Origin of the sequence: Amycolatopsis sp. NBC_01480 (genome assembly GCF_036227205.1) — a bacterium.
In the GTDB taxonomy this organism is placed as follows: domain Bacteria; phylum Actinomycetota; class Actinomycetes; order Mycobacteriales; family Pseudonocardiaceae; genus Amycolatopsis.
In genome coordinates this window covers 8,398,014-8,414,419 of record NZ_CP109442.1, presented here as the reverse complement: position 1 = coordinate 8,414,419, position 16,406 = coordinate 8,398,014, and the positions used below count along the sequence as shown (strand labels likewise).

Here is a 16,406-nt window from a genome sequence, read left to right as displayed (position 1 = left end):
CATGGTTCACGAGCTCGATATCATGTTTCAGCGTCTACGATGACTGGCATGGACCCGCTCGCCGCCCTGCTCGACGGCCCCCGCGCCCACGGGGCGTTCCTGCTCCGCTCGGTGCTGCGCCCGCCGTGGTCGCTGCGCATCGAGGACCGCGCGCCGCTCACGCTCGTGGCCGTGGTGACCGGCCACGCGTGGATCGTGCCCGACCACGGCGCACCGTCCCGGCTGGTCGCGGGTGACATCGCGATCGTCCGCGGCCCCGAGCCGTACCTGTTCGCCGACCACCCCGCCACCCCGCCGCAGGCAGTGATCCTGCCCGGGCAGGAATGCCGGACCCCCGACGGCGAGCACCTCACCGACCTCGTCGACACCGGTGTCCGCACCTGGGGCAGCAGCACGGCCGACGGCACGGCCGGCGGTGAGCAACGCAGCAAGACCGCCAGCGAGTCCGGCGGTGCTACTCGTGGCGAACCAGGCGGCGAGTCAGCCGATAACACCGCCAGCGAGACGGGCGGCGCCGCCCGTGGCAGGTCAGGCGGCGCTACCCATAGCGAGCCAGGCGGCGAGTCGGGCGACAAGGCCGCCAGCGAGACGGGTGGTGCTACCCGCGGCCAGTCCGGCGGCGAGACAAGCGGCGACACCGGCGGCGAGGCAAACAGCGAGACCAGCGTCGAGACTGTGCTGCTCACCGGCACCTACCCGGCCGTCGGCGAGGTGTCGCGCCGGTTGCTCGCCGCGTTGCCGCAGGTGCTGGTGGTGCGCGCGGACGAGTGGGACAGTCCGCTCGTGCCCCTGCTCGCCGAGGAGATCGGGCGTGACGTGCCTGGTCAGGAAGCCGTTCTCGACCGGCTGCTGGACCTGCTGCTCATCGCCGCGCTGCGGACCTGGTTCGCCCGGCCGGACTCCGCCGCGCCGGCCTGGTACCGGGCGCACGAAGACGCCGTTGTCGGCCAGGCGTTACGGCTGTTGCAGGACCAGCCCGACCGGCCGTGGACCGTGGCCGGGCTCGCCGCCGGCACCGGTGTCTCCCGGGCCGCGCTGGCCCGGCGGTTCACCGGCACCGTCGGCGAGCCGCCGATGGCCTACCTCGCCGCGTGGCGCCTGGCGCTGGCCGCGGACCTGCTGCGCCAGCATCCCGACGCCACGATCGGCGCGATCGCCCGCCAGGTCGGCTACGGCAGCTCGTTCGCGCTCAGCGCCGCCTTCAAACGCGAGTACGGCCGCAGCCCCCAGCAATACCGCACCCGCGTACCCGCCTGAGCCCGCCCGAACCTGCCTGAACCCGAAGATGCCGCAGCCGCGTACCCCACGCGCGGCTCCGGCACCGAGACCCGGCTCAGGCGACCGTCTCACCGGCGACGACGTGGTCCACGAACCCGTACGCCAGCGCCTCTTCGGCGTCGAACCAGCGGTCGCGGTCCGCGTCGGCTGTGATGCGCTCGACCGTCTGCCCGGTCTGGCGCGCGGTGATCTCCGCCATCCGCCGCTTCATCTTCCCGAACACCTCGGCCTGGATCGCGATGTCGCTCGCCGCGCCCGAGATCCCCGCCGACGGCTGGTGCATCACCACCCGCGTGCTCGGCAGCAGGTACCGCTTGCCCGGGGTGCCCGAGGACAGCAGGAACTGCCCCATCGACGCGACGAACCCCAGACCCCAGGTGGCCACGTCCGGCTTCACCAGCCGCATCGTGTCGTAGATCGCCATGCCCGCGGTGACCGAGCCGCCGGGTGAGTTGATGTAGAAGGTGATGTCCTTCTCGGCGTCGTCGGCCGCGAGCAGCAGCAGCTGCGCGGTGATCCGGTTCGCCACCTCGTCGTTGACCTCCGTGCCGAGGAACACGATGCGGTCGCGCAGCAGCTGCTCGTACACCGAGTCGTTGGGCGACTGTCCACCCTGGACTTCCAGCACCGGTACCGCGGTCATCGTCGTCTCCTGCCTGTGTTCGGATCCCTTGTCCTGACCGAACGTAGGGCGCGCGGGACCGCCGGAGGGGCGGCGTTCGCTCACGGCGTGCGGGGTTCGCTCGTGGCGATCATCCCGGCGAACGCGGCCGGTGAGGTAGGTGCGCCAGGCAGCTACCGCGAAGCGATCGTGGGCCCGGCCAACAAATCTTGTTACGCTCTCCGCCATGGACACCCCGGCGGACGACCGCACCCCCGCCCTCCTGCGCGGCCGCCCCAGCTGGCTGCTCACGCACCTGGCCACGCAGGTCGGGCACGTGCTGGGCGCCGCCTTCGACGCCGGCGAGTTCCGCCGTTACCACTACGCGCTGCTGGCCGCGCTCGACGAGTTCGGCCCCGGCAGCCAGGCCACGCTCGGGCGCCGTTGCCGCATCGACCGCAGCTACGTCGTCGAGGCGGTCAACGAGCTCGCCGCCCGCGGCCTGGTCCACCGCGAGCCCGACGCGGCCGACCGGCGCCGCAACGTCATCACCCTCACCCCCGAGGGCCGCGCGCAGCTCGACCGCATGAGCCGGACGCTCGACGACGTCCAGGACACCGTCACCGCCCCGCTCTCGGCGGCCGAGCGCGCGCAGCTGACCGGGTACCTCGACCGGATGCTGGACCACCTCCAGGCCCAGCGCCGGAGCTGAGGCGCGCTCAGCCCGCCATCAGCTCCGCCACCCCCGCGGCGCCCTGCGGGGACAGGAACACCTCGAGGTTCGCGGCGGACTCCGCGGCCGCTTCCGCCGCCCGAGCCTGCATTTTCGCCTCGAAGTCCGCGATCGGGGTGCCGGCCGCGATGGCCAGCGCCAGCTCCGCGCCGTCCAGCATGGCCAGGTTCGCGCCCAGCCCGGCGAACGGCGACATCAGGTGCGCGGCGTCCCCGAGCACCGTCACGCCCGGGATGTTCTCCCAGCTCAGGCCCACCGGCAGGGCGGCCACCCGGACCTGCATCACCGGCCCGGTCGCCGCGTCCACCAGCTCGACGAAATCCGGCGACCAGTCCGCGTAGAGCTGCTTGAGCGCCGCGCGGGTGGCGGCCGGGTCGTCGAACGGGATGCCCGAGGTGCTGAACCAGTCCTCGCCGCCGCGCACCGTCAGGTTGACCCGGACGCTGCCATCGCCGCTGCGCTGGGCCGAGAGCGCGCGGTTCACCCCGATCACCATGAGGCTGCCGCGCCCGACCCGCTCCGACAGCACCGGGTGGTCGCGGTCGATGGCCGGGATGTTGAGCGAGACGGCGTTCGCGCCTGAGTGCACCGGCTCCTCGGGCGTGACCAGCGGGCGGATCCGCGACGACGCGCCGTCCGCGCCCACCAGCAGGTCGCATTCGGTGGTCGTGCCGTCGGACAGCCGCAGCCGGTGCCGGCCGCCGGGCAGCGGCACCGCCTCCACCACGGCCTGTCCCCAGTGGACGGTGCCGGGCGGCAGCGAGTCGAGCAGCAGCTTGCGCAGCGCCGGCCGGTCGGCCTCGGGACGCTCGAACGGCTCCGCCTCGTCCGGGGTGTCCTTGCGCAGCATCAGGGCGCCGGTGTGGTCGTACACCACCAGGTCCTGGCCGTCCGGGCGGGCGATGGCGCGGAAGCCCTCGGTCAGGCCGGCCTCGTGCAGGGCCCGCTGCCCGGCCTCGACGGTGAGGTCGAGGCTGCCGCCCTGGACCCGCGCGGTGGGCGAGGCGTCGCGCTCGTAGACCACGGACTCGATGCCGTGGACGTGCAGGACGCGGGCGAGCGTGAGGCCGCCGAGCCCGGCTCCGGCGATGGCGATGTGGGTCATGAAGCACTCTCCTTCGATACGCTGTATCTCCACAATACACTGTATCGAACGGGGCGTTGTATCGTTACCCCACCGAACCGAAGGAGAACGATGAGCGAGCTCGTGTGGGAGCGGCCCGAGCCGCCGGCGCGCCCCGCGCCCAGTCCGCTGAGCCGCGAAGCGATCGTCGCCGCGGCTTGCGAGCTGGCCGACGCGGACGGCCTCGAAGCGGTGTCGCTGCGCAAGGTCGCGGCCGCGCTCGGCGCCGGGCCCATGCGGCTATACGGCTACCTGGACACCAAGGAAGAGCTGCTCGACCTCATGGCCGACGCGCTGTACGCCGAGCTGGACCGCCCCGCCCCGGACGACGACTGGCGGACCGCCATGCGCGGCATCGCCCATTCCCTGCGCCACACCGCCCACCGGCACGAGTGGTTCGCCGACCTGATCGGCGGCCGTCCCAGCCTCGGCCCGAACGCGCTGGCCTACATGGAGGCCACGCTCGCCGCGCTCGGCGACTTCGGCAGCCTCGAAGCGGCCATGCAGGCCATGCACACGGTGAACTCCTACGTCATCGGCGCGGTCCGCGACGAGGTCACCGGCCGCCGCGTCGAACGCGCCTCCGGCCAGGACGAGGGCCAGTGGCTCCAGGCGTCCGGGCCGTACCTGGAGCGGGTGTTCGCCACCGGCCGCTACCCCACGCTCGAACGCGTCGTGCGCGAGACCACCCACCCCGACCGGGACACCGAGTTCGAGACCGGCCTTGAGCAGGTGCTGAACGGCGTCGCGCCACGGTGAACCCGGCGCGCCGGTTACCGCTTAAGCGGGAAGATTTGCCACCATGACCCGGTGGACGAACTGGGGCCGACAACCCGCGTGATGCACGCGATGGAGCAGCTCTGGGCCGAGGTCCGGCGCCGGCACCCGGACGTGCCCGACGCCATTCTCGTGCTCGCGTCCGGGACGATGGGCACCACCACCGAGATTCACGGCCACTTCGCGCGGTCCCGCTGGCACGTCGGTGAAGGCCGTGAGCCGCGGGCGGAGTTCTTCCTCGGCGGCGAGGGGCTGCGCCGTCCCGCCGCCGCCATCCTCGGGACCACTCTGCACGAGGCGGCACACGGCCTCGCCGCGACCCGCGACATCGTCGACGTCAGCGATGGCCGGTACCACAACAAGAAGTTCGTCGCGCTCGCCCACGAACTGGGGGTGGACGCCGAGCAGGCCGACCGGATCGGCTGGTCGGTCACCACCGCGCGGCCCGCGACCGTGGCCTCGTACCACGATCAGCTCGCCGTCCTCGAAAACGCGTTGAAAGTCTGGCGCCACACCGAAACCGAGGTCGCGCAGCGGGCCCAGGACCGCGCCTCCCCGCCACCCGACGACCTGGGCGAGCCCGGCGATCCCGAGCAGCCGGTCCTGCCGCCGGTCAACGTCGCCCCGGTCGACGGCCGCGGCGCGCACCGCGGCGGCGCCAACTACTTCGCCGCCGTCTGCCGGTGCCCGAAACCCCGGCGGATCCGCGCGGCGCTGTCCGTCTTCGACCTCGGCGACATCACCTGCGGCGTGTGCGGCGAGGCGTTCAGCGTGGTGGGAAGCATCCTGCAGCCGTCCGGGGACTGAGCCCGCGGTCAGCCGGGAGGCTCGTGCAGGATCCCGGCGAACTGCCGGCGCAGGGTTTCGTCACCGACGTGCTCAAGCATCTGGCGCACGGTGTGGTCGAGGGCGTCGCGGCGCTGCGCTAGCTCGGTTGCCGCTGCCGCGCGTTCGGCGAGTTCGGCGAGTTCGGCGCGAAGACCGGCGAGTTGCTCGTGCAGCGGTCCCAAGGCACCGGCGTACTGGCTGGTGGCCGCGGTCAGCTGCCCGGTCAGGTCGGCGATCCGCTGATCGGCGGTCTCGCGCACGCCGTGCAGCTGGTCGGTGAACTCGTCGGTGCGGGTCCGGAGCCGGTGCTCCCACTCCTCGGTGAGCGACGCGCGGACCTCCTGCTGTTTCCGGTCGGCGTCCTGCCGTAGCCGGTCGAGCCGCTCCACCGTCTCGGCACGCTCACCGGCCAGCGTGTTCTGCAACTCGGTCACCCGGTCCTGGGCGGCGGCCACCTGTTCGAGGGCGCGCTGACGATCGGCCTCGGCGGTGTCCTTCGCCTTCTGGGCGGCCTGCCTGCTGGTGACCGCTTGATCGCGTTCCTCACCGGCGGCCCGCGCCTCCTGCTTCGCCGCCTGCAGGCCGGCGCGATCTTCTTCAGCCTGCAGACGAGCCTGTTCAGCCTCGGCCAAAGCCTGGTCCCGCTTCGCCGCCGCTTGGTCCGCCTGCAGCAAGGCTTGATCGCGCGCGGCGTCCGCGGCTGTCTTGTCGGCCAGCGCGGCCGCCGTCTCGTCCGCGATCCGGGTCCGCAGCGCGGTCAGCTCGTCCCGCACCGGCTCCAGCGCGGCCAGCAACGTGGCCGCACGATCGTCGACGACCTGGACGTCGACGTGCGTCATCGACTGGTCCGGCCCATACACCTGGACCCAGATCTCCCGGTTTTCGTCCAGCATCGCGCAGCTGATCACCTTCGCGCCCCACTGGCCGTAACGGCCGGGGTCGGCCGGGCAGTACGGCGTCGGCCGCCCGCCACGAGGCGGCAGCGGGGGCAGCCGGCGGTCGCAGTAGGCGCAGTGCCCCACCCCCTCAGCAGCAATCGCCCGCAACGTCGCCTCGCGCCGCTCCTCCCGGCTCCCCCGCCGCGCCGGGGCGGCCGAACGCCGGACCGGCACCTCACCGTCCACACCGTCTTCGCTGGTCTCAGCAGCTTCTAGCTCCACTCCACCAATCTATCAGGTTCGAGTTTGTAATCTGAAACCAGCAGTTTGAGATTCAAAACTGAAACGTGACATCACTTGCGAAGGTGTGAGTCATATGGATAAGGAGGATTATCCATATGAACTTGAAAGCGGAGTGGCTGTGTCGCGCCCGGGCCTGCTGAGGCGCCTGTGCCAGACTGCGGTGGACCAGGGAAACCACGGTGGCTAGGGAGAAATCGGCGGATCCATGACTGTTGCCCTGGTTCCCGGAGCCGACGGTGCCGGCAAGAGCGGGCCGGAGCGGTTCGCGGAGTTCCTCCGGATCTACGCCTCGCTCAACACCCGGATCGCCTACGCCACCGACCTCGGCATTCCCCTGGAGTGGGTGCCCGGGTACGTCGCGCCGGATCCCGGGCGACGCCGTGGCCGACGGCGGCGCGAGCAATCGAGCGGGCTGGAGTGGCTGGTCTGGTGTGTCCGCAACGGGATCGACTCGTTCGCCGAGGTCCGAGTGGAGCACGTCGAGCGCTGGCTGGACGACCTGGCCCGCGCGGGATACAGCGGCGCCACCCGCGGCCGGATGCTCTCGGCAGTGTCCGCGTTCTACCAGAAGTACCTGCTGCGGGAAGGGCTGGCCGGGCACAATCCCGTCGCCTTGGTCGACCGGCGGGCCCAGCAGGTCAACCGCGCCACGGGCACGCCGTCCGCCACCAAGCGGTGGTCGTTCGAGGCGTGCCGCGCCTTGCTGCTGGCGGCTTACCTGCTGGCCGAGCACCGCCGCGATGGACGCCGTGACCGGGCGATGGTCGAGATCCTGATCGGCACCGGGGTCCGCGCGGAAGAACTCGTCGGCGTCAACCTGCTCGACTACCGGCGCGCCGCGGCGCGGGACATCGGCGTGCTGCGCGTCCACGGCAAGGGCGGCAAGGACCGTGAGGTCGCGCTGGCTGTTCCGGTCGCCGACGCTGTCGACGCCTACCTCGTCCAGCGTCGCCCGGCCACAGTGCCCGCGCTACGGGGAGACGTCGGCCCCCGGCCGGCCGAACCGTTGTTCATCACCAGCACCGGACGTCGAGTGCATGTGTCCCATGTGGACGCCGTGCTGCGGCGGCTGTGCGCGACGTTCGCGCCGGAACCGGACGCCGCGCCGCCGCGGGCGCGCTGGCTGGCCGACCTCCTCGCGACCTCGCAGGCTTCGTTCATCGCGACGCACCTGGGCCCGTTGCGGGACACCATCCACCCGCACTCCGCCCGGCATTCCTACGCCACCTACGCGAAGGAACGGGGCGTGGGGCTGCGCCAGGTCCAGCAGGACCTCGGCCACGCCTCGTTGTCCACCACCGAGATCTACCTGCACGACGAGGACAGCATCCGCAATTCCGCGGCGCACGAGCTGTCCCCCGCCCTGCACCGCGGGTGGCTGGCCTGACGGCCCGCTCACTACGATCCGGGGAACCGTCCAGCCGCAAGAGGAGTGACCCGTGCCCGAACCCGCCGCGCTGAAGGCGGACTGCGCGAACTGCTTCGGGCTCTGCTGCGTCGCCCTCACCTTCACGCGCTCGGCCGACTTCGCGATCGACAAGGCCGCCGGGGACCCCTGCCACAATCTCCAGCCGGACTTCGGCTGCGGCATCCACGACCAGCTGCGGCCACGCGGGTTCTCCGGCTGCTCGGTCTACGACTGCTTCGGCGCCGGGCAGCGGATCTCGCAGATCACCTTCGGCGGGCGCAGCTGGCGTGACGAACCCGGGACGGCCCGGCAGATGTTCGCCGCATTGCCGGTGATGCGGCAGTTGCACGAACTCCTGGCTTACCTGACCGAAGCGCGCAGCCTCGACGCCGCCCGCGAGCTGCACGGTGATCTCGAGACCGCCTTCGAGGAGACCGAGCGGCTGGCCGCGAGCGACCCCGAAACGCTGCTCGCGATCGACGTCGGCGAGCAGCGCGGGCGCGTCAACGGGCTGCTCCTGCGGACGAGCGAGCTGGTGCGCACCGCCGTCCCCGGCAAGAAGAAGGACCGTCGCGGAGCCGACCTGATGGGCGCGAAGCTCAAGGGCGCCGGCCTCCGGGGCGCGAACCTGCGCGGCGCGTACCTCATCGCGGCGGACCTGCGTGACGCCGATCTGCGGCTGGCCGACCTGATCGGCGCGGATTTCCGCGACGCGGACCTGCGCGGGGCCGACCTCACCGGCAGCCTCTTCCTCACCCAGTCACAGGTCAACGCCGCCCGCGGGGACGCCGTGACAAAGCTTCCGCCCGGTCTTACCCGTCCGTCTCACTGGTGACGTTTCCGTTCTGCGCCAAGCAATCCTCGGCCGAGGCGCGGAACGCGGCCACCAGCTGATTGCGGTCCCCGGCCCGGGTGGCCACGACGACCCGGGCCGGTTCGACACCGTGCAGCGGGATCGTGGTGAGGTCGCCGCGGAGGCCGGCTGCGTACAGCGCGGCCGGGACGATGGCCACGGCCTGCCCGGCGGCGATGCATTCGAGCTTGTCCTCGATGGTCTCGACCAGCGGCCCGTCCGGTGCGGGGCGGCCGTCCGGGCGCGGGTCGATGCGCCAGTACGCGTCGAAGTCCCGGTTCGGGAACCGCGGGATCGGCTCGCCTTCGATGTCGTCGAGCGTGACCGATTCCTTGCCCGCCAGCCGGTGCCCGAGCCGGACGAGCAGCAGCTTCGGCTCGTCGTAGAGCGCCGTGACGTGCAGCCCGTCGGCGTCCAGCGGGAGCCGGGTGATCACCGCGTCGGCCCGCCGGTCGAGCAGGGCGTCGCGCGCCTCGTTCCACTCCAGGTGCATCGTGTGCACCTCGGCGTCGGGATGGTGGTGGCGCAAGTTCCGCACCGCCGGAGTGACGATCAGGCCCGCGGTGTAGCCGACGGTGATCCGGGTCGGCTGCGCGGCGGCGCGGGCGGCGGCCGTGGCCTGCTCGGACGAGCGCAGCAACTCGCGTGCGCGCGGCAGAAACGCTTCGCCCGCTTCGGTGAGCCGGGTGCCTTGCCGCGTGCGGTCGAGCAGGCGGGCGCCGACCTGGGTTTCGAGCTGGCTGATCTGCCGGCTCAGTGACGGCTGGGCGATCCGCAGCTCGGCCGCCGCCCGGCCGTAGTGCAGGTGTGACGCGACGGTGGCGAAGTACCGCACCAGCCGAAGGTCGAGATCCGTCATGCCTCGATCGTATTACCTGGTCCGGAACAGGTCTTTGATCACTGAGGGTGCCCAGCCCTAGCGTGGGATTCATGCCTGCTGACAACGAAATCCCGGTGCGCCGCTTCTACCAGGCCCTCGTCACCGGTGACCCGGGGTTGGTCGACGACGCTCTCGCCGACGACTGGGAAAGCGTCCCGCCGCTGCGCACCGGCGGCGGTCCGGAGGGGTGGAAGGCGGCGATCAGCCACCTCCGCAGCGCGTTCGGTGAGCTGGAGACCGAGATCGAGGACGTCGTCGTGAGCGGGGACCGGGTCGCGGTGCGGGCGGTCACGCGCGCGAAGCACACCGGCCCGCTGCTCGGCGTCGAAGGGACCGGCCGCGCGGTCGAGTTCCGGGCGGCCGACTTCCACCAGGTGGCCGACGGCCGGATCGTGCGGACCTGGCACCTGGAGGACTACTTCGGGATCGCGCAGCAGATCGGCCTGGAGTTCACCCGTGGCGCTTGACGGGAAAACGGCGCTGGTCACCGGCGCGGCGCGGGGCCTCGGGTACGCCTACTGCCGGCGGCTCGCCGCGGACGGCGCGAACGTGGTCGCGGTCGACATCAACGACCCGTCGGACGCCGTGCGGGAACTGGAGGGCGGCGACCATCTGGGCCTGGTGTGCGACATCAGCGATCCGCCGCAGATCGACGCGGTGGCCGCGACGGTTCTCGAGCGGTACGGGCGCTGCGACATCCTCGTCAACAACGCCGGCATCTTCCCGGTCGCCGACCTCGACCACGTGACCATCGAGCTGTGGCGCCGGGTGCAGGCGGTGAACGTCGAGGCGATCCTGCTGTTCACCCGGGCGTTCGCGCCGGGGATGCGGGCCGCCGGGTGGGGTCGCGTGGTCAACACCGGCTCGGGCATCACCCTCACGCAGAATCGCGACCTCGTGTACCTGACCAGCAAGGGCACCGTGCACGCGTTGACCCGGGCGCTCGCCAACGAACTCGGCGAGAGCGGCATCACGGTCAACGCGATCGCGCCCGGGCTGGTGCCGACCGAGGGTTTCCGGGGCCGTGCCCGGACGAACGGCCCGACCGCCGACGAGGTCTTCGCCCGGGTGACGGCGCTGCAGACCATCAAACGCCCGTCGGTCGCGGCAGATCTCGCCAACGCGCTGGCTTTCCTGGTCTCGGACGACGCCGATTTCATGACCGCGCAGATCCTGCACGTCGACGGCGGCGTCACGCGTACGGGGGCCTGACCATGCTCGACACACTCGCCGACCGGTTCAGCTTTTCGCCGCGCTCACCGGTGCTGCGCTCCCCCGCCGACCACGGACTGGACTTCGAGGACGTCACGTTCCCCGCCGAGGACGGGACTCCGCTCGAAGGCTGGTTCGTGCCGGCGGATCGCGCGGGAGCCGGGGTCGTGATCGTCAACCACCCGCGGTTCTTCAGCCGCTCGGGGCTGCCGTCGCACCTGGTGCCCTGGCGGTCGATGAACGCCGGGACCGGCAACGACATCGAGGTCGACCTGGTTCTGGACCTCGCGGTCCTGCACGCCGCCGGTTACCACGTGCTGGCGTACGACCTGCGCAACTTCGGCCTCAGCGGCGCCGCCGACGGGGGCGTGACCAGCAGCGGCCGGTTCGAATCACGCGACGTCGTGGGTTCCCTGCGGTACGCGCGCTCGCGGGACGACCTGCGAGGCGCGGGAATCGCGCTGTTCAGCCGATGTCTGGGCGCCAACGCGACGTTCTTCGCGATGCAGCGGGCCCCGCACGAGTTCGCGGACGTCCGGTGCCTGGTCGCGTGCCAGCCGGCGTCGCCGCGGGCGTTGCTGGAGCGACGGCTGGCGGCGCTTGGCATCCCGGCCGGGCAGATGACCGAGCTGGACCGGCTCATCCGGCGCCGCACCGGTTTCAGTCTCGACGAGATGTCCCCGGTCGGCCCGGCCGGAAGCGTCCGGGTGCCGACGTTCGTCTACCAGGTCCGCGACGACCTCATGACCAGGCCGTCCGACGTCCAGGCGGTTTTCGACGCCATCCCCGCGGACGTGCCGAAGGAGCTGTCCTGGATCCACGGCACCACTCGCCGCTGGGACGGCTACCGGCACTTTCAGCTGTACCCGGGCCGGATCCTGGATTGGCTCGTCCGGCACTGGGGCTGATCCTCACCTGCTCACGGGGCGGGTCGCACCGACCACAACGCCGTTCACGCGGGCGAGCCAGCTGCCGCAAATGCAGCGCACGTAGTCGGCGCGGCTGCCGGCCGAGCCGGGGACGGTCGCGGAGGCGGGCAGCTCGACCAGTGGCCAGCCGCAGCGGGGGCAGTGGTTTTCTTCCATGCCCCGAGCATGCTGTAATGAGTCAGTGCACTTCAACCCTTACGGCGGGTCGGGCGCCCAAGTGGCCGCCGACCTGGCCACCTTGAGCCTGCGACCGGACGCCGGCGCCGCCGAGGTCCTGGCGATCGCGCGTACCCACTCCATGTCGTTGACCGAGGTCACCGACGACGAGGCCGTGCGCATTCTGGCGTGGGGCCGGCGGCTGTGGCAGGTGTTCGGCGCCCGGCCCGCCGAGCGCGTCGACCTGGTGAACGACCTGCTCACCACCGCGGCCTGCCGCCCGTACATCTCGCGTCACGACGGCAAGCCGCCGCACCTGCATTACTCAAGCGAGGCCGCAGGGCGCGTGGAGCGCGTGTACGGGTACACCGCGGGAGGTCTGGCGCACCTGGTGTGCGAGGAGCCGGACCGGCTCGGGCTGTGTGCCCGCGAGGGCTGCGGGGTCGCGTACGTGGACACCTCACGAAACGGCCGTCGTCGTTACTGCTCCACGCGGTGCGGGACGCGGGTCGCCGTGGCCGAGCACCGCGCGCGCCAAGTCAGCGCCTAGGTCCGTCCACACGGGACAAAATGCGGGGAGTTCCCCCCGCCTCTCCCAACTTATAGCGCACCCCAGGGCTTGTGGCAAGACCCCCGTGAGGGCTCAGAATCGCCATCTCGGAGCGTTCTCTCAGAGTGTTTTCTCAGGGGGTTTTCTTGTTCGACGTGATCATCGCCGGCGGCGGCTCGACCGGCGTCATGCTGGCCAGTGAGCTGAGGCTGCACGGCCTGGACGTGGTCGTGCTGGAGCGGGACGCGGAGCCGACCGACGTCGTCCGCGCGCAGGGCCTGCACACGCGCAGCCTCGAGGTGCTGGACCAGCGGGGTTTGCTGGAGCGGTTCCTCGCGCTCGGCACGCAGCATCCGGTCGGCGGCTTCTTCGCCGGCATCCCCAAACCGCAGCCGGACCGGCTGGACACCACGTACCCGTTTGTCCTCGGCATCCCGCAGACCACCACCGACCGGCTGCTGAACGAGCACGCCGCGTCGCTGGGCGTCGAGATCCGGCGCGGCTGTGAACTGGCCGGGCTGAGCCAGGACGACGACGGGGTGACCGCCGAGCTGGCCGACGGCACGCGCCTGCGCTCGCGTTACCTCGTCGGCTGCGACGGCGGCCGCAGCACCGTGCGCAAGCAGCTCGGCGTCGGGTTTCCCGGCGACCCCGCGCGGCACGAGTGGCTGCTGGGCGCGGTGGAAGTCGCTGTGCCGCAAGAGGAATTGATGCCCGCGGTGCTGAAGATCTACAAGGAACGCGGGGGTTTCGGCGCCGTGCCGCTCGGCGACGGGCTGTACCGTTTCGTCACGCCGGCCGCCGGGGTGGCCCATGACCGGGCCGTCCCGCCGACGCTGGAGGAGTTCAAGCAGCAGGTCCGGACGCTGGCCGGCACCGACTTCGGCATCCACTCCCCGCGCTGGCTCTCGCGCTTCGGCGACGCCACCCGGCTGGCCGAGCACTACCGCGTCGGCCGGGTGCTGCTGGCCGGCGACGCGGCGCACATCCACCCGCCGATGGGCGGGCAGGGGCTCAACCTCGGCATCCAGGACGCGTTCAATCTGGGCTGGAAACTGGCCGCCGAGATCAACGGCTGGGCGCCGGACGGGCTGCTGGACAGCTACGAGGCCGAACGGCACCCGGTGGCCGCCGACGTCCTGGACAGCACCCGGGCCCAGGTCGAGCTGGGCTCACCCGAGCCGGGGGCGCGGGCCGTGCGCCGGCTGGTGTCGGAGCTGATGGACTTCGAGGAGGTGAACCGGCTCCTGATCGGGAAGATCTCCGCGATCGACATCCGCTATGACTTCGGTGAGGGGGACTTCGGCGAGGGGCACGAGCTGCTCGGCCGCCGGCTGCGGGACGTGACGCTCAAGCACGGCCGGCTCTACGAGCTGATGCACGAAGGCCACGGGCTGCTGCTCGACCAGACCGCCCGGCTCTCGGCCGCGGGCTGGGCGGACCGGGTCGACCACGTCGTCGACGTCAGCGAGGAAGTGGACGCGCCCGCGGTATTGCTGCGACCGGACGGACATGTCGTCTGGGCCGGGGAAGATCAGGCGGATCTGGTGAAGCAGCTGGCGAAGTGGTTCGGCGCCGCCAGCAGCTGACAAGGACTCGTGAGTGTTTATGACGGTTCTAACCGGCATAAACACTCACGAGCTTTTACGTGCGCGGATGGAGAGCTGGAGCGGGCTGTCGCCGCCGCCTTCGGTGAAGCCGTCGAGGACGAGGCCGGCGTCGAGGAACATCGACAGCAGGTCCGGCAACGGCCAGTGCGCGGCGCCCACCTTGTCGCGCAGGCCCTGGTCGGTCCAGGAGTCGGTCGTCCACCCGCTTTCGCGGTACCCACGGCGCACGACCAGCGCGGCCGGGTCCGACCGGTCGGCGAAACCGCCGCAGAAACACGGGTGCACTCCGATGTGGACGAACACGCCGCCGGGCTCCAGCACCCGCGCGGCTTCGCGCACCACGTCCGGATAGCCGGGCATATCGGTGTGCACGAGGACCGCGACTGCCGCGGGCACCGAGGCGTCGCGCAGGGGAAGGCGCTCGGCGTTCGCGCGGGCGACGGGCAGCCGCGGTTTCGCGTAGCGCAGCATCTCGCCGGACAGGTCGACGCCCACCGGGGTACGGCCGAGCGCCCGCACCGTTTCGGCGTGCACGCCCGTGCCGCAGCCGATCTCCAGGCACGGCCCGCTGCCGGGGCCGAGCAGCGTCGTCAGCGCGAGTCCGACCTCCAACGGGTCGTCTTCGCCTTGCCCGGCAAGGAACTCCAGCTCGTACCAGTCGGCGATCTCGTCGTAGCGTGCCCGCATGCCTCAGGTCTACCGGCCGCCGGACGGCCCGACGAGAGGTTTTGCTGTCGGCGTAAGGCTCAAGCGGGGGTGAGGGACGCGAGGACGATCTCCCGCGCCGCGCGGACCGTGGCCTTCAAGGCGGCCGGGTCCCGGCCGAGTCGTTCCGCGCCCGCGCGCATGACGCCCGACAGCAGTTCCACCGCGAGGCGCACGTCGCGGACGTCGCGGAACTCCCCGCGTGAAATGCCGTCCTGGACGACGTTCTCCACCTCGGCCACGATCTCGTGGAACGGGCTGCCGGGGCCCTGCTCGGACGGCGGCGAGGCACTCGTCCGGAACATCAGCTGCACAACCGGGTCGGTGAACGCCGCCAGTACCGCCTCGACGATCTCCCCGAGCCGCGAGGCCGCCGGGTCCGCCGACCGCGCGGCGATCGCGGCCACCTGCTCGACGGTGGGACGGCCCGCCCGCTCGGTCAGCGCCAGTGCCAGCGCGTGCTTGTCGCGGCCGTAGTTGTACAGCGTGTTGCGCGCGAGCCCGGACCGGGCCGCGATGTGGCCCATGGTGATCGATTCGTAGTCGCGCTCCTGCAGCAGCTGCCGCATCGCTTCGGCGAGGTCGGCCCACACCATCTCGTGGTGCTCGCCGATGCTGGCGCCCCGGATCCGCGGCATCCGCTCATCCTCCCCGACCGCAGCCGCGGGTCACGCCGTGGCCGCCGGGTAGTGGCGGCGCACGCCGGCGGCGATGACGCGGTCGAGCGCGCGATCCGGCAGCACCCGGGTCAGGCGGGTGATCAGGGCGGCGTCGCGGCCGATCGTGTAGCGGGTGCGCGGCTTTCGGGCCATCACTGCCTTCGCGATCACCCGGGCGGCGGCGTCGGCGGTCAGACCCGACTCGGTGCCGGACGACATCAGCGAGTTGATCGCCTGGACCAGACGGCCGTAACGGGCGTCCTGCTCGGGCGTCATCCCGGTGGCCAGGCGGTTCGCCGTCGCGACGCCGCGCGCGGCCATCTCCGTGCGGACGCCGCCGGGCTCGACCACAACCACCCGCACGCCCAGCGGCTCGACCTCCCGGCGCAGCGAATCGCTGACCGCCTCCAGCGCGAACTTCGCCCCGGCGTACGCGCCGTACGTGGGCATCGCGGCCTTGCCCCCGACCGAGCTGATGTTGACCACCCGGCCCCGGCTGCGCAGCAACGCGGGCAGAAGCGCCTGGGTGACGGCGATGTGCCCGAACAGGTTGACCTCGAACACCCGCCGCCACTCCGCCATTGGCAGGGCTTCGACCGGCGCGTTCACCTGGATGCCCGCGTTGTTGACGACAGCGTGCAGCTCGCGCGGATCGTCGGCCACCCGCGCGGCGAGCGCCGCCACCTGCCCGGGCTCGGTGATGTCGAGCAGGACCGGCTCGATGCCGGGCGCCCGGAAGGCGTCGGGGTCGCGCCGCACCCCGGCCAGGACGTGAAAGCCCCGCCGAGCCAGCTCCCGGGCGGCCGAGGCACCCATCCCCGTCGACGCTCCGGTCACGACAATCAGCTGCTGGGCCATGACGCCACACTCCTTTTCGCGACAACCTGTCGTTAACTTTACGACAGGTTGTCGCGAAAAGCGCG

Annotated in this window: 19 protein-coding genes; 11 read left to right on the top strand and 8 right to left on the bottom strand. The window is 71.7% G+C overall.

Features of this window, described 5'->3' with window-relative positions; genetic code table 11:
* Positions 1-48 precede the first annotated feature (48 nt).
* A complete protein-coding gene (locus OG371_RS39615) occupies positions 49-1,257 on the top strand; it encodes an AraC family transcriptional regulator (protein ID WP_329061559.1) in 1,209 nt (402 codons plus the stop codon).
* A gap of 76 nt (positions 1,258-1,333) precedes the next feature.
* On the opposite strand, the gene OG371_RS39610 is transcribed toward OG371_RS39615, so the two are convergent.
* Positions 1,334-1,921: a ClpP family protease gene (locus OG371_RS39610; RefSeq protein ID WP_329061557.1), complete on the bottom strand. Its 588-nt coding sequence runs from the start codon at positions 1,919-1,921 to the stop codon at positions 1,334-1,336.
* 205 nt (positions 1,922-2,126) lie between these two features.
* Here OG371_RS39610 and OG371_RS39605 point away from each other — a divergent pair, with 205 nt between their 5' ends.
* Positions 2,127-2,591 carry a MarR family winged helix-turn-helix transcriptional regulator gene (locus tag OG371_RS39605; RefSeq protein ID WP_329061555.1) on the top strand — a complete coding sequence of 155 codons (465 nt, stop codon included), beginning with the start codon at positions 2,127-2,129 and terminating at the stop codon, positions 2,589-2,591.
* Positions 2,592-2,598: 7 nt separating this feature from the next.
* Here the strand turns inward: OG371_RS39605 and OG371_RS39600 are convergent, their stop codons facing one another.
* Complete coding sequence (locus OG371_RS39600; RefSeq protein WP_329061553.1) at positions 2,599-3,717, bottom strand: FAD-dependent oxidoreductase; 1,119 nt, start codon at positions 3,715-3,717, stop codon at positions 2,599-2,601.
* A gap of 90 nt (positions 3,718-3,807) precedes the next feature.
* Here OG371_RS39600 and OG371_RS39595 point away from each other — a divergent pair, with 90 nt between their 5' ends.
* Entirely contained in the window at positions 3,808-4,494 is a 687-nt protein-coding gene (locus OG371_RS39595) for a TetR/AcrR family transcriptional regulator (protein ID WP_329061551.1), read from the top strand.
* Positions 4,495-4,545: 51 nt separating this feature from the next.
* Positions 4,546-5,319, top strand: a complete 774-nt coding sequence (locus OG371_RS39590) for a hypothetical protein (protein ID WP_329061549.1) — start codon at positions 4,546-4,548, stop codon at positions 5,317-5,319.
* An 8-nt stretch (positions 5,320-5,327) separates the two neighbouring features.
* On the opposite strand, the gene OG371_RS39585 is transcribed toward OG371_RS39590, so the two are convergent.
* The gene (locus tag OG371_RS39585; protein WP_329061547.1) at positions 5,328-6,500 is read right to left on the bottom strand and encodes a hypothetical protein; all 1,173 of its coding nucleotides are present in this window, start codon (positions 6,498-6,500) and stop codon (positions 5,328-5,330) included.
* A 226-nt stretch (positions 6,501-6,726) separates the two neighbouring features.
* On the opposite strand from OG371_RS39585, the gene OG371_RS39580 reads away from it, so the two are divergent.
* Positions 6,727-7,908, top strand: a complete 1,182-nt coding sequence (locus OG371_RS39580; RefSeq protein ID WP_329061545.1) for a tyrosine-type recombinase/integrase — start codon at positions 6,727-6,729, stop codon at positions 7,906-7,908.
* A 52-nt stretch (positions 7,909-7,960) separates the two neighbouring features.
* On the top strand, positions 7,961-8,764 hold the full coding sequence (locus OG371_RS39575; RefSeq protein ID WP_329061543.1) for a pentapeptide repeat-containing protein: 804 nt from the start codon (positions 7,961-7,963) through the stop codon (positions 8,762-8,764).
* Here OG371_RS39575 and OG371_RS39570 read toward each other — a convergent pair.
* On the bottom strand, positions 8,742-9,641 hold the full coding sequence (locus OG371_RS39570) for a LysR family transcriptional regulator (RefSeq protein ID WP_329061542.1): 900 nt from the start codon (positions 9,639-9,641) through the stop codon (positions 8,742-8,744). The genes OG371_RS39575 and OG371_RS39570 overlap by 23 nt on opposite strands.
* A gap of 71 nt (positions 9,642-9,712) precedes the next feature.
* Between OG371_RS39570 and OG371_RS39565 the strand changes: the two genes are divergently transcribed.
* The 3 genes from OG371_RS39565 to OG371_RS39555 are packed head-to-tail and all read left to right on the top strand — an operon-like array spanning position 9,713 to position 11,782.
* Positions 9,713-10,129 carry an ester cyclase gene (locus OG371_RS39565; protein ID WP_329061540.1) on the top strand — a complete coding sequence of 139 codons (417 nt, stop codon included), beginning with the start codon at positions 9,713-9,715 and terminating at the stop codon, positions 10,127-10,129.
* The gene (locus OG371_RS39560) at positions 10,119-10,874 is read left to right on the top strand and encodes an SDR family NAD(P)-dependent oxidoreductase (protein WP_329061538.1); all 756 of its coding nucleotides are present in this window, start codon (positions 10,119-10,121) and stop codon (positions 10,872-10,874) included. Before OG371_RS39565 ends, OG371_RS39560 begins: the two co-directional genes overlap by 11 nt.
* A gap of 2 nt (positions 10,875-10,876) precedes the next feature.
* Entirely contained in the window at positions 10,877-11,782 is a 906-nt protein-coding gene (locus tag OG371_RS39555) for an alpha/beta hydrolase family protein (RefSeq protein ID WP_329061536.1), read from the top strand.
* A gap of 3 nt (positions 11,783-11,785) precedes the next feature.
* Here OG371_RS39555 and OG371_RS39550 read toward each other — a convergent pair whose 3' ends face one another.
* Positions 11,786-11,959, bottom strand: a complete 174-nt coding sequence (locus OG371_RS39550; RefSeq protein ID WP_329061534.1) for a hypothetical protein — start codon at positions 11,957-11,959, stop codon at positions 11,786-11,788.
* 25 nt (positions 11,960-11,984) lie between these two features.
* Here OG371_RS39550 and OG371_RS39545 point away from each other — a divergent pair, with 25 nt between their 5' ends.
* Positions 11,985-12,509: a CGNR zinc finger domain-containing protein gene (locus OG371_RS39545; protein ID WP_329061532.1), complete on the top strand. Its 525-nt coding sequence runs from the start codon at positions 11,985-11,987 to the stop codon at positions 12,507-12,509.
* 146 nt (positions 12,510-12,655) lie between these two features.
* Entirely contained in the window at positions 12,656-14,098 is a 1,443-nt protein-coding gene (gene rox, locus OG371_RS39540) for a rifampin monooxygenase (RefSeq protein ID WP_329061530.1), read from the top strand.
* 45 nt (positions 14,099-14,143) lie between these two features.
* On the opposite strand, the gene OG371_RS39535 is transcribed toward rox, so the two are convergent.
* From OG371_RS39535 to OG371_RS39525, 3 genes are read right to left on the bottom strand one after another with little or no spacing between them, the layout of a single operon-like run.
* The gene (locus OG371_RS39535) at positions 14,144-14,806 is read right to left on the bottom strand and encodes a class I SAM-dependent methyltransferase (RefSeq protein WP_329061528.1); all 663 of its coding nucleotides are present in this window, start codon (positions 14,804-14,806) and stop codon (positions 14,144-14,146) included.
* A 59-nt stretch (positions 14,807-14,865) separates the two neighbouring features.
* Positions 14,866-15,462, bottom strand: coding sequence for a TetR/AcrR family transcriptional regulator (locus tag OG371_RS39530; RefSeq protein WP_329061526.1), 597 nt, complete (start codon positions 15,460-15,462; stop codon positions 14,866-14,868).
* Positions 15,463-15,492: 30 nt separating this feature from the next.
* On the bottom strand, positions 15,493-16,341 hold the full coding sequence (locus OG371_RS39525; RefSeq protein WP_329061524.1) for an SDR family oxidoreductase: 849 nt from the start codon (positions 16,339-16,341) through the stop codon (positions 15,493-15,495).
* Positions 16,342-16,406 lie beyond the last annotated feature (65 nt).

Bases quoted from the DNA above. Each gene is read 5' to 3' on its own strand.
- OG371_RS39570 (WP_329061542.1), bottom strand. From the start codon at position 9,641: ATGACGGATCTCGACCTTCGGCTGGTGCGGTACTTCGCCACCGTCGCG.
- OG371_RS39530 (WP_329061526.1), bottom strand. From the start codon at position 15,462: ATGCCGCGGATCCGGGGCGCCAGCATCGGCGAGCACCACGAGATGGTG.
- OG371_RS39595 (WP_329061551.1), top strand. From the start codon at position 3,808: ATGAGCGAGCTCGTGTGGGAGCGGCCCGAGCCGCCGGCGCGCCCCGCG.
- OG371_RS39555 (WP_329061536.1), top strand. From the start codon at position 10,877: ATGCTCGACACACTCGCCGACCGGTTCAGCTTTTCGCCGCGCTCACCG.
- OG371_RS39565 (WP_329061540.1), top strand. From the start codon at position 9,713: ATGCCTGCTGACAACGAAATCCCGGTGCGCCGCTTCTACCAGGCCCTC.
- OG371_RS39605 (WP_329061555.1), top strand. From the start codon at position 2,127: ATGGACACCCCGGCGGACGACCGCACCCCCGCCCTCCTGCGCGGCCGC.
- OG371_RS39525 (WP_329061524.1), bottom strand. From the start codon at position 16,341: ATGGCCCAGCAGCTGATTGTCGTGACCGGAGCGTCGACGGGGATGGGT.
- OG371_RS39535 (WP_329061528.1), bottom strand. From the start codon at position 14,806: ATGCGGGCACGCTACGACGAGATCGCCGACTGGTACGAGCTGGAGTTC.
- OG371_RS39550 (WP_329061534.1), bottom strand. From the start codon at position 11,959: ATGGAAGAAAACCACTGCCCCCGCTGCGGCTGGCCACTGGTCGAGCTG.
- OG371_RS39580 (WP_329061545.1), top strand. From the start codon at position 6,727: ATGACTGTTGCCCTGGTTCCCGGAGCCGACGGTGCCGGCAAGAGCGGG.
- OG371_RS39615 (WP_329061559.1), top strand. From the start codon at position 49: ATGGACCCGCTCGCCGCCCTGCTCGACGGCCCCCGCGCCCACGGGGCG.
- OG371_RS39610 (WP_329061557.1), bottom strand. From the start codon at position 1,921: ATGACCGCGGTACCGGTGCTGGAAGTCCAGGGTGGACAGTCGCCCAAC.
- OG371_RS39600 (WP_329061553.1), bottom strand. From the start codon at position 3,717: ATGACCCACATCGCCATCGCCGGAGCCGGGCTCGGCGGCCTCACGCTC.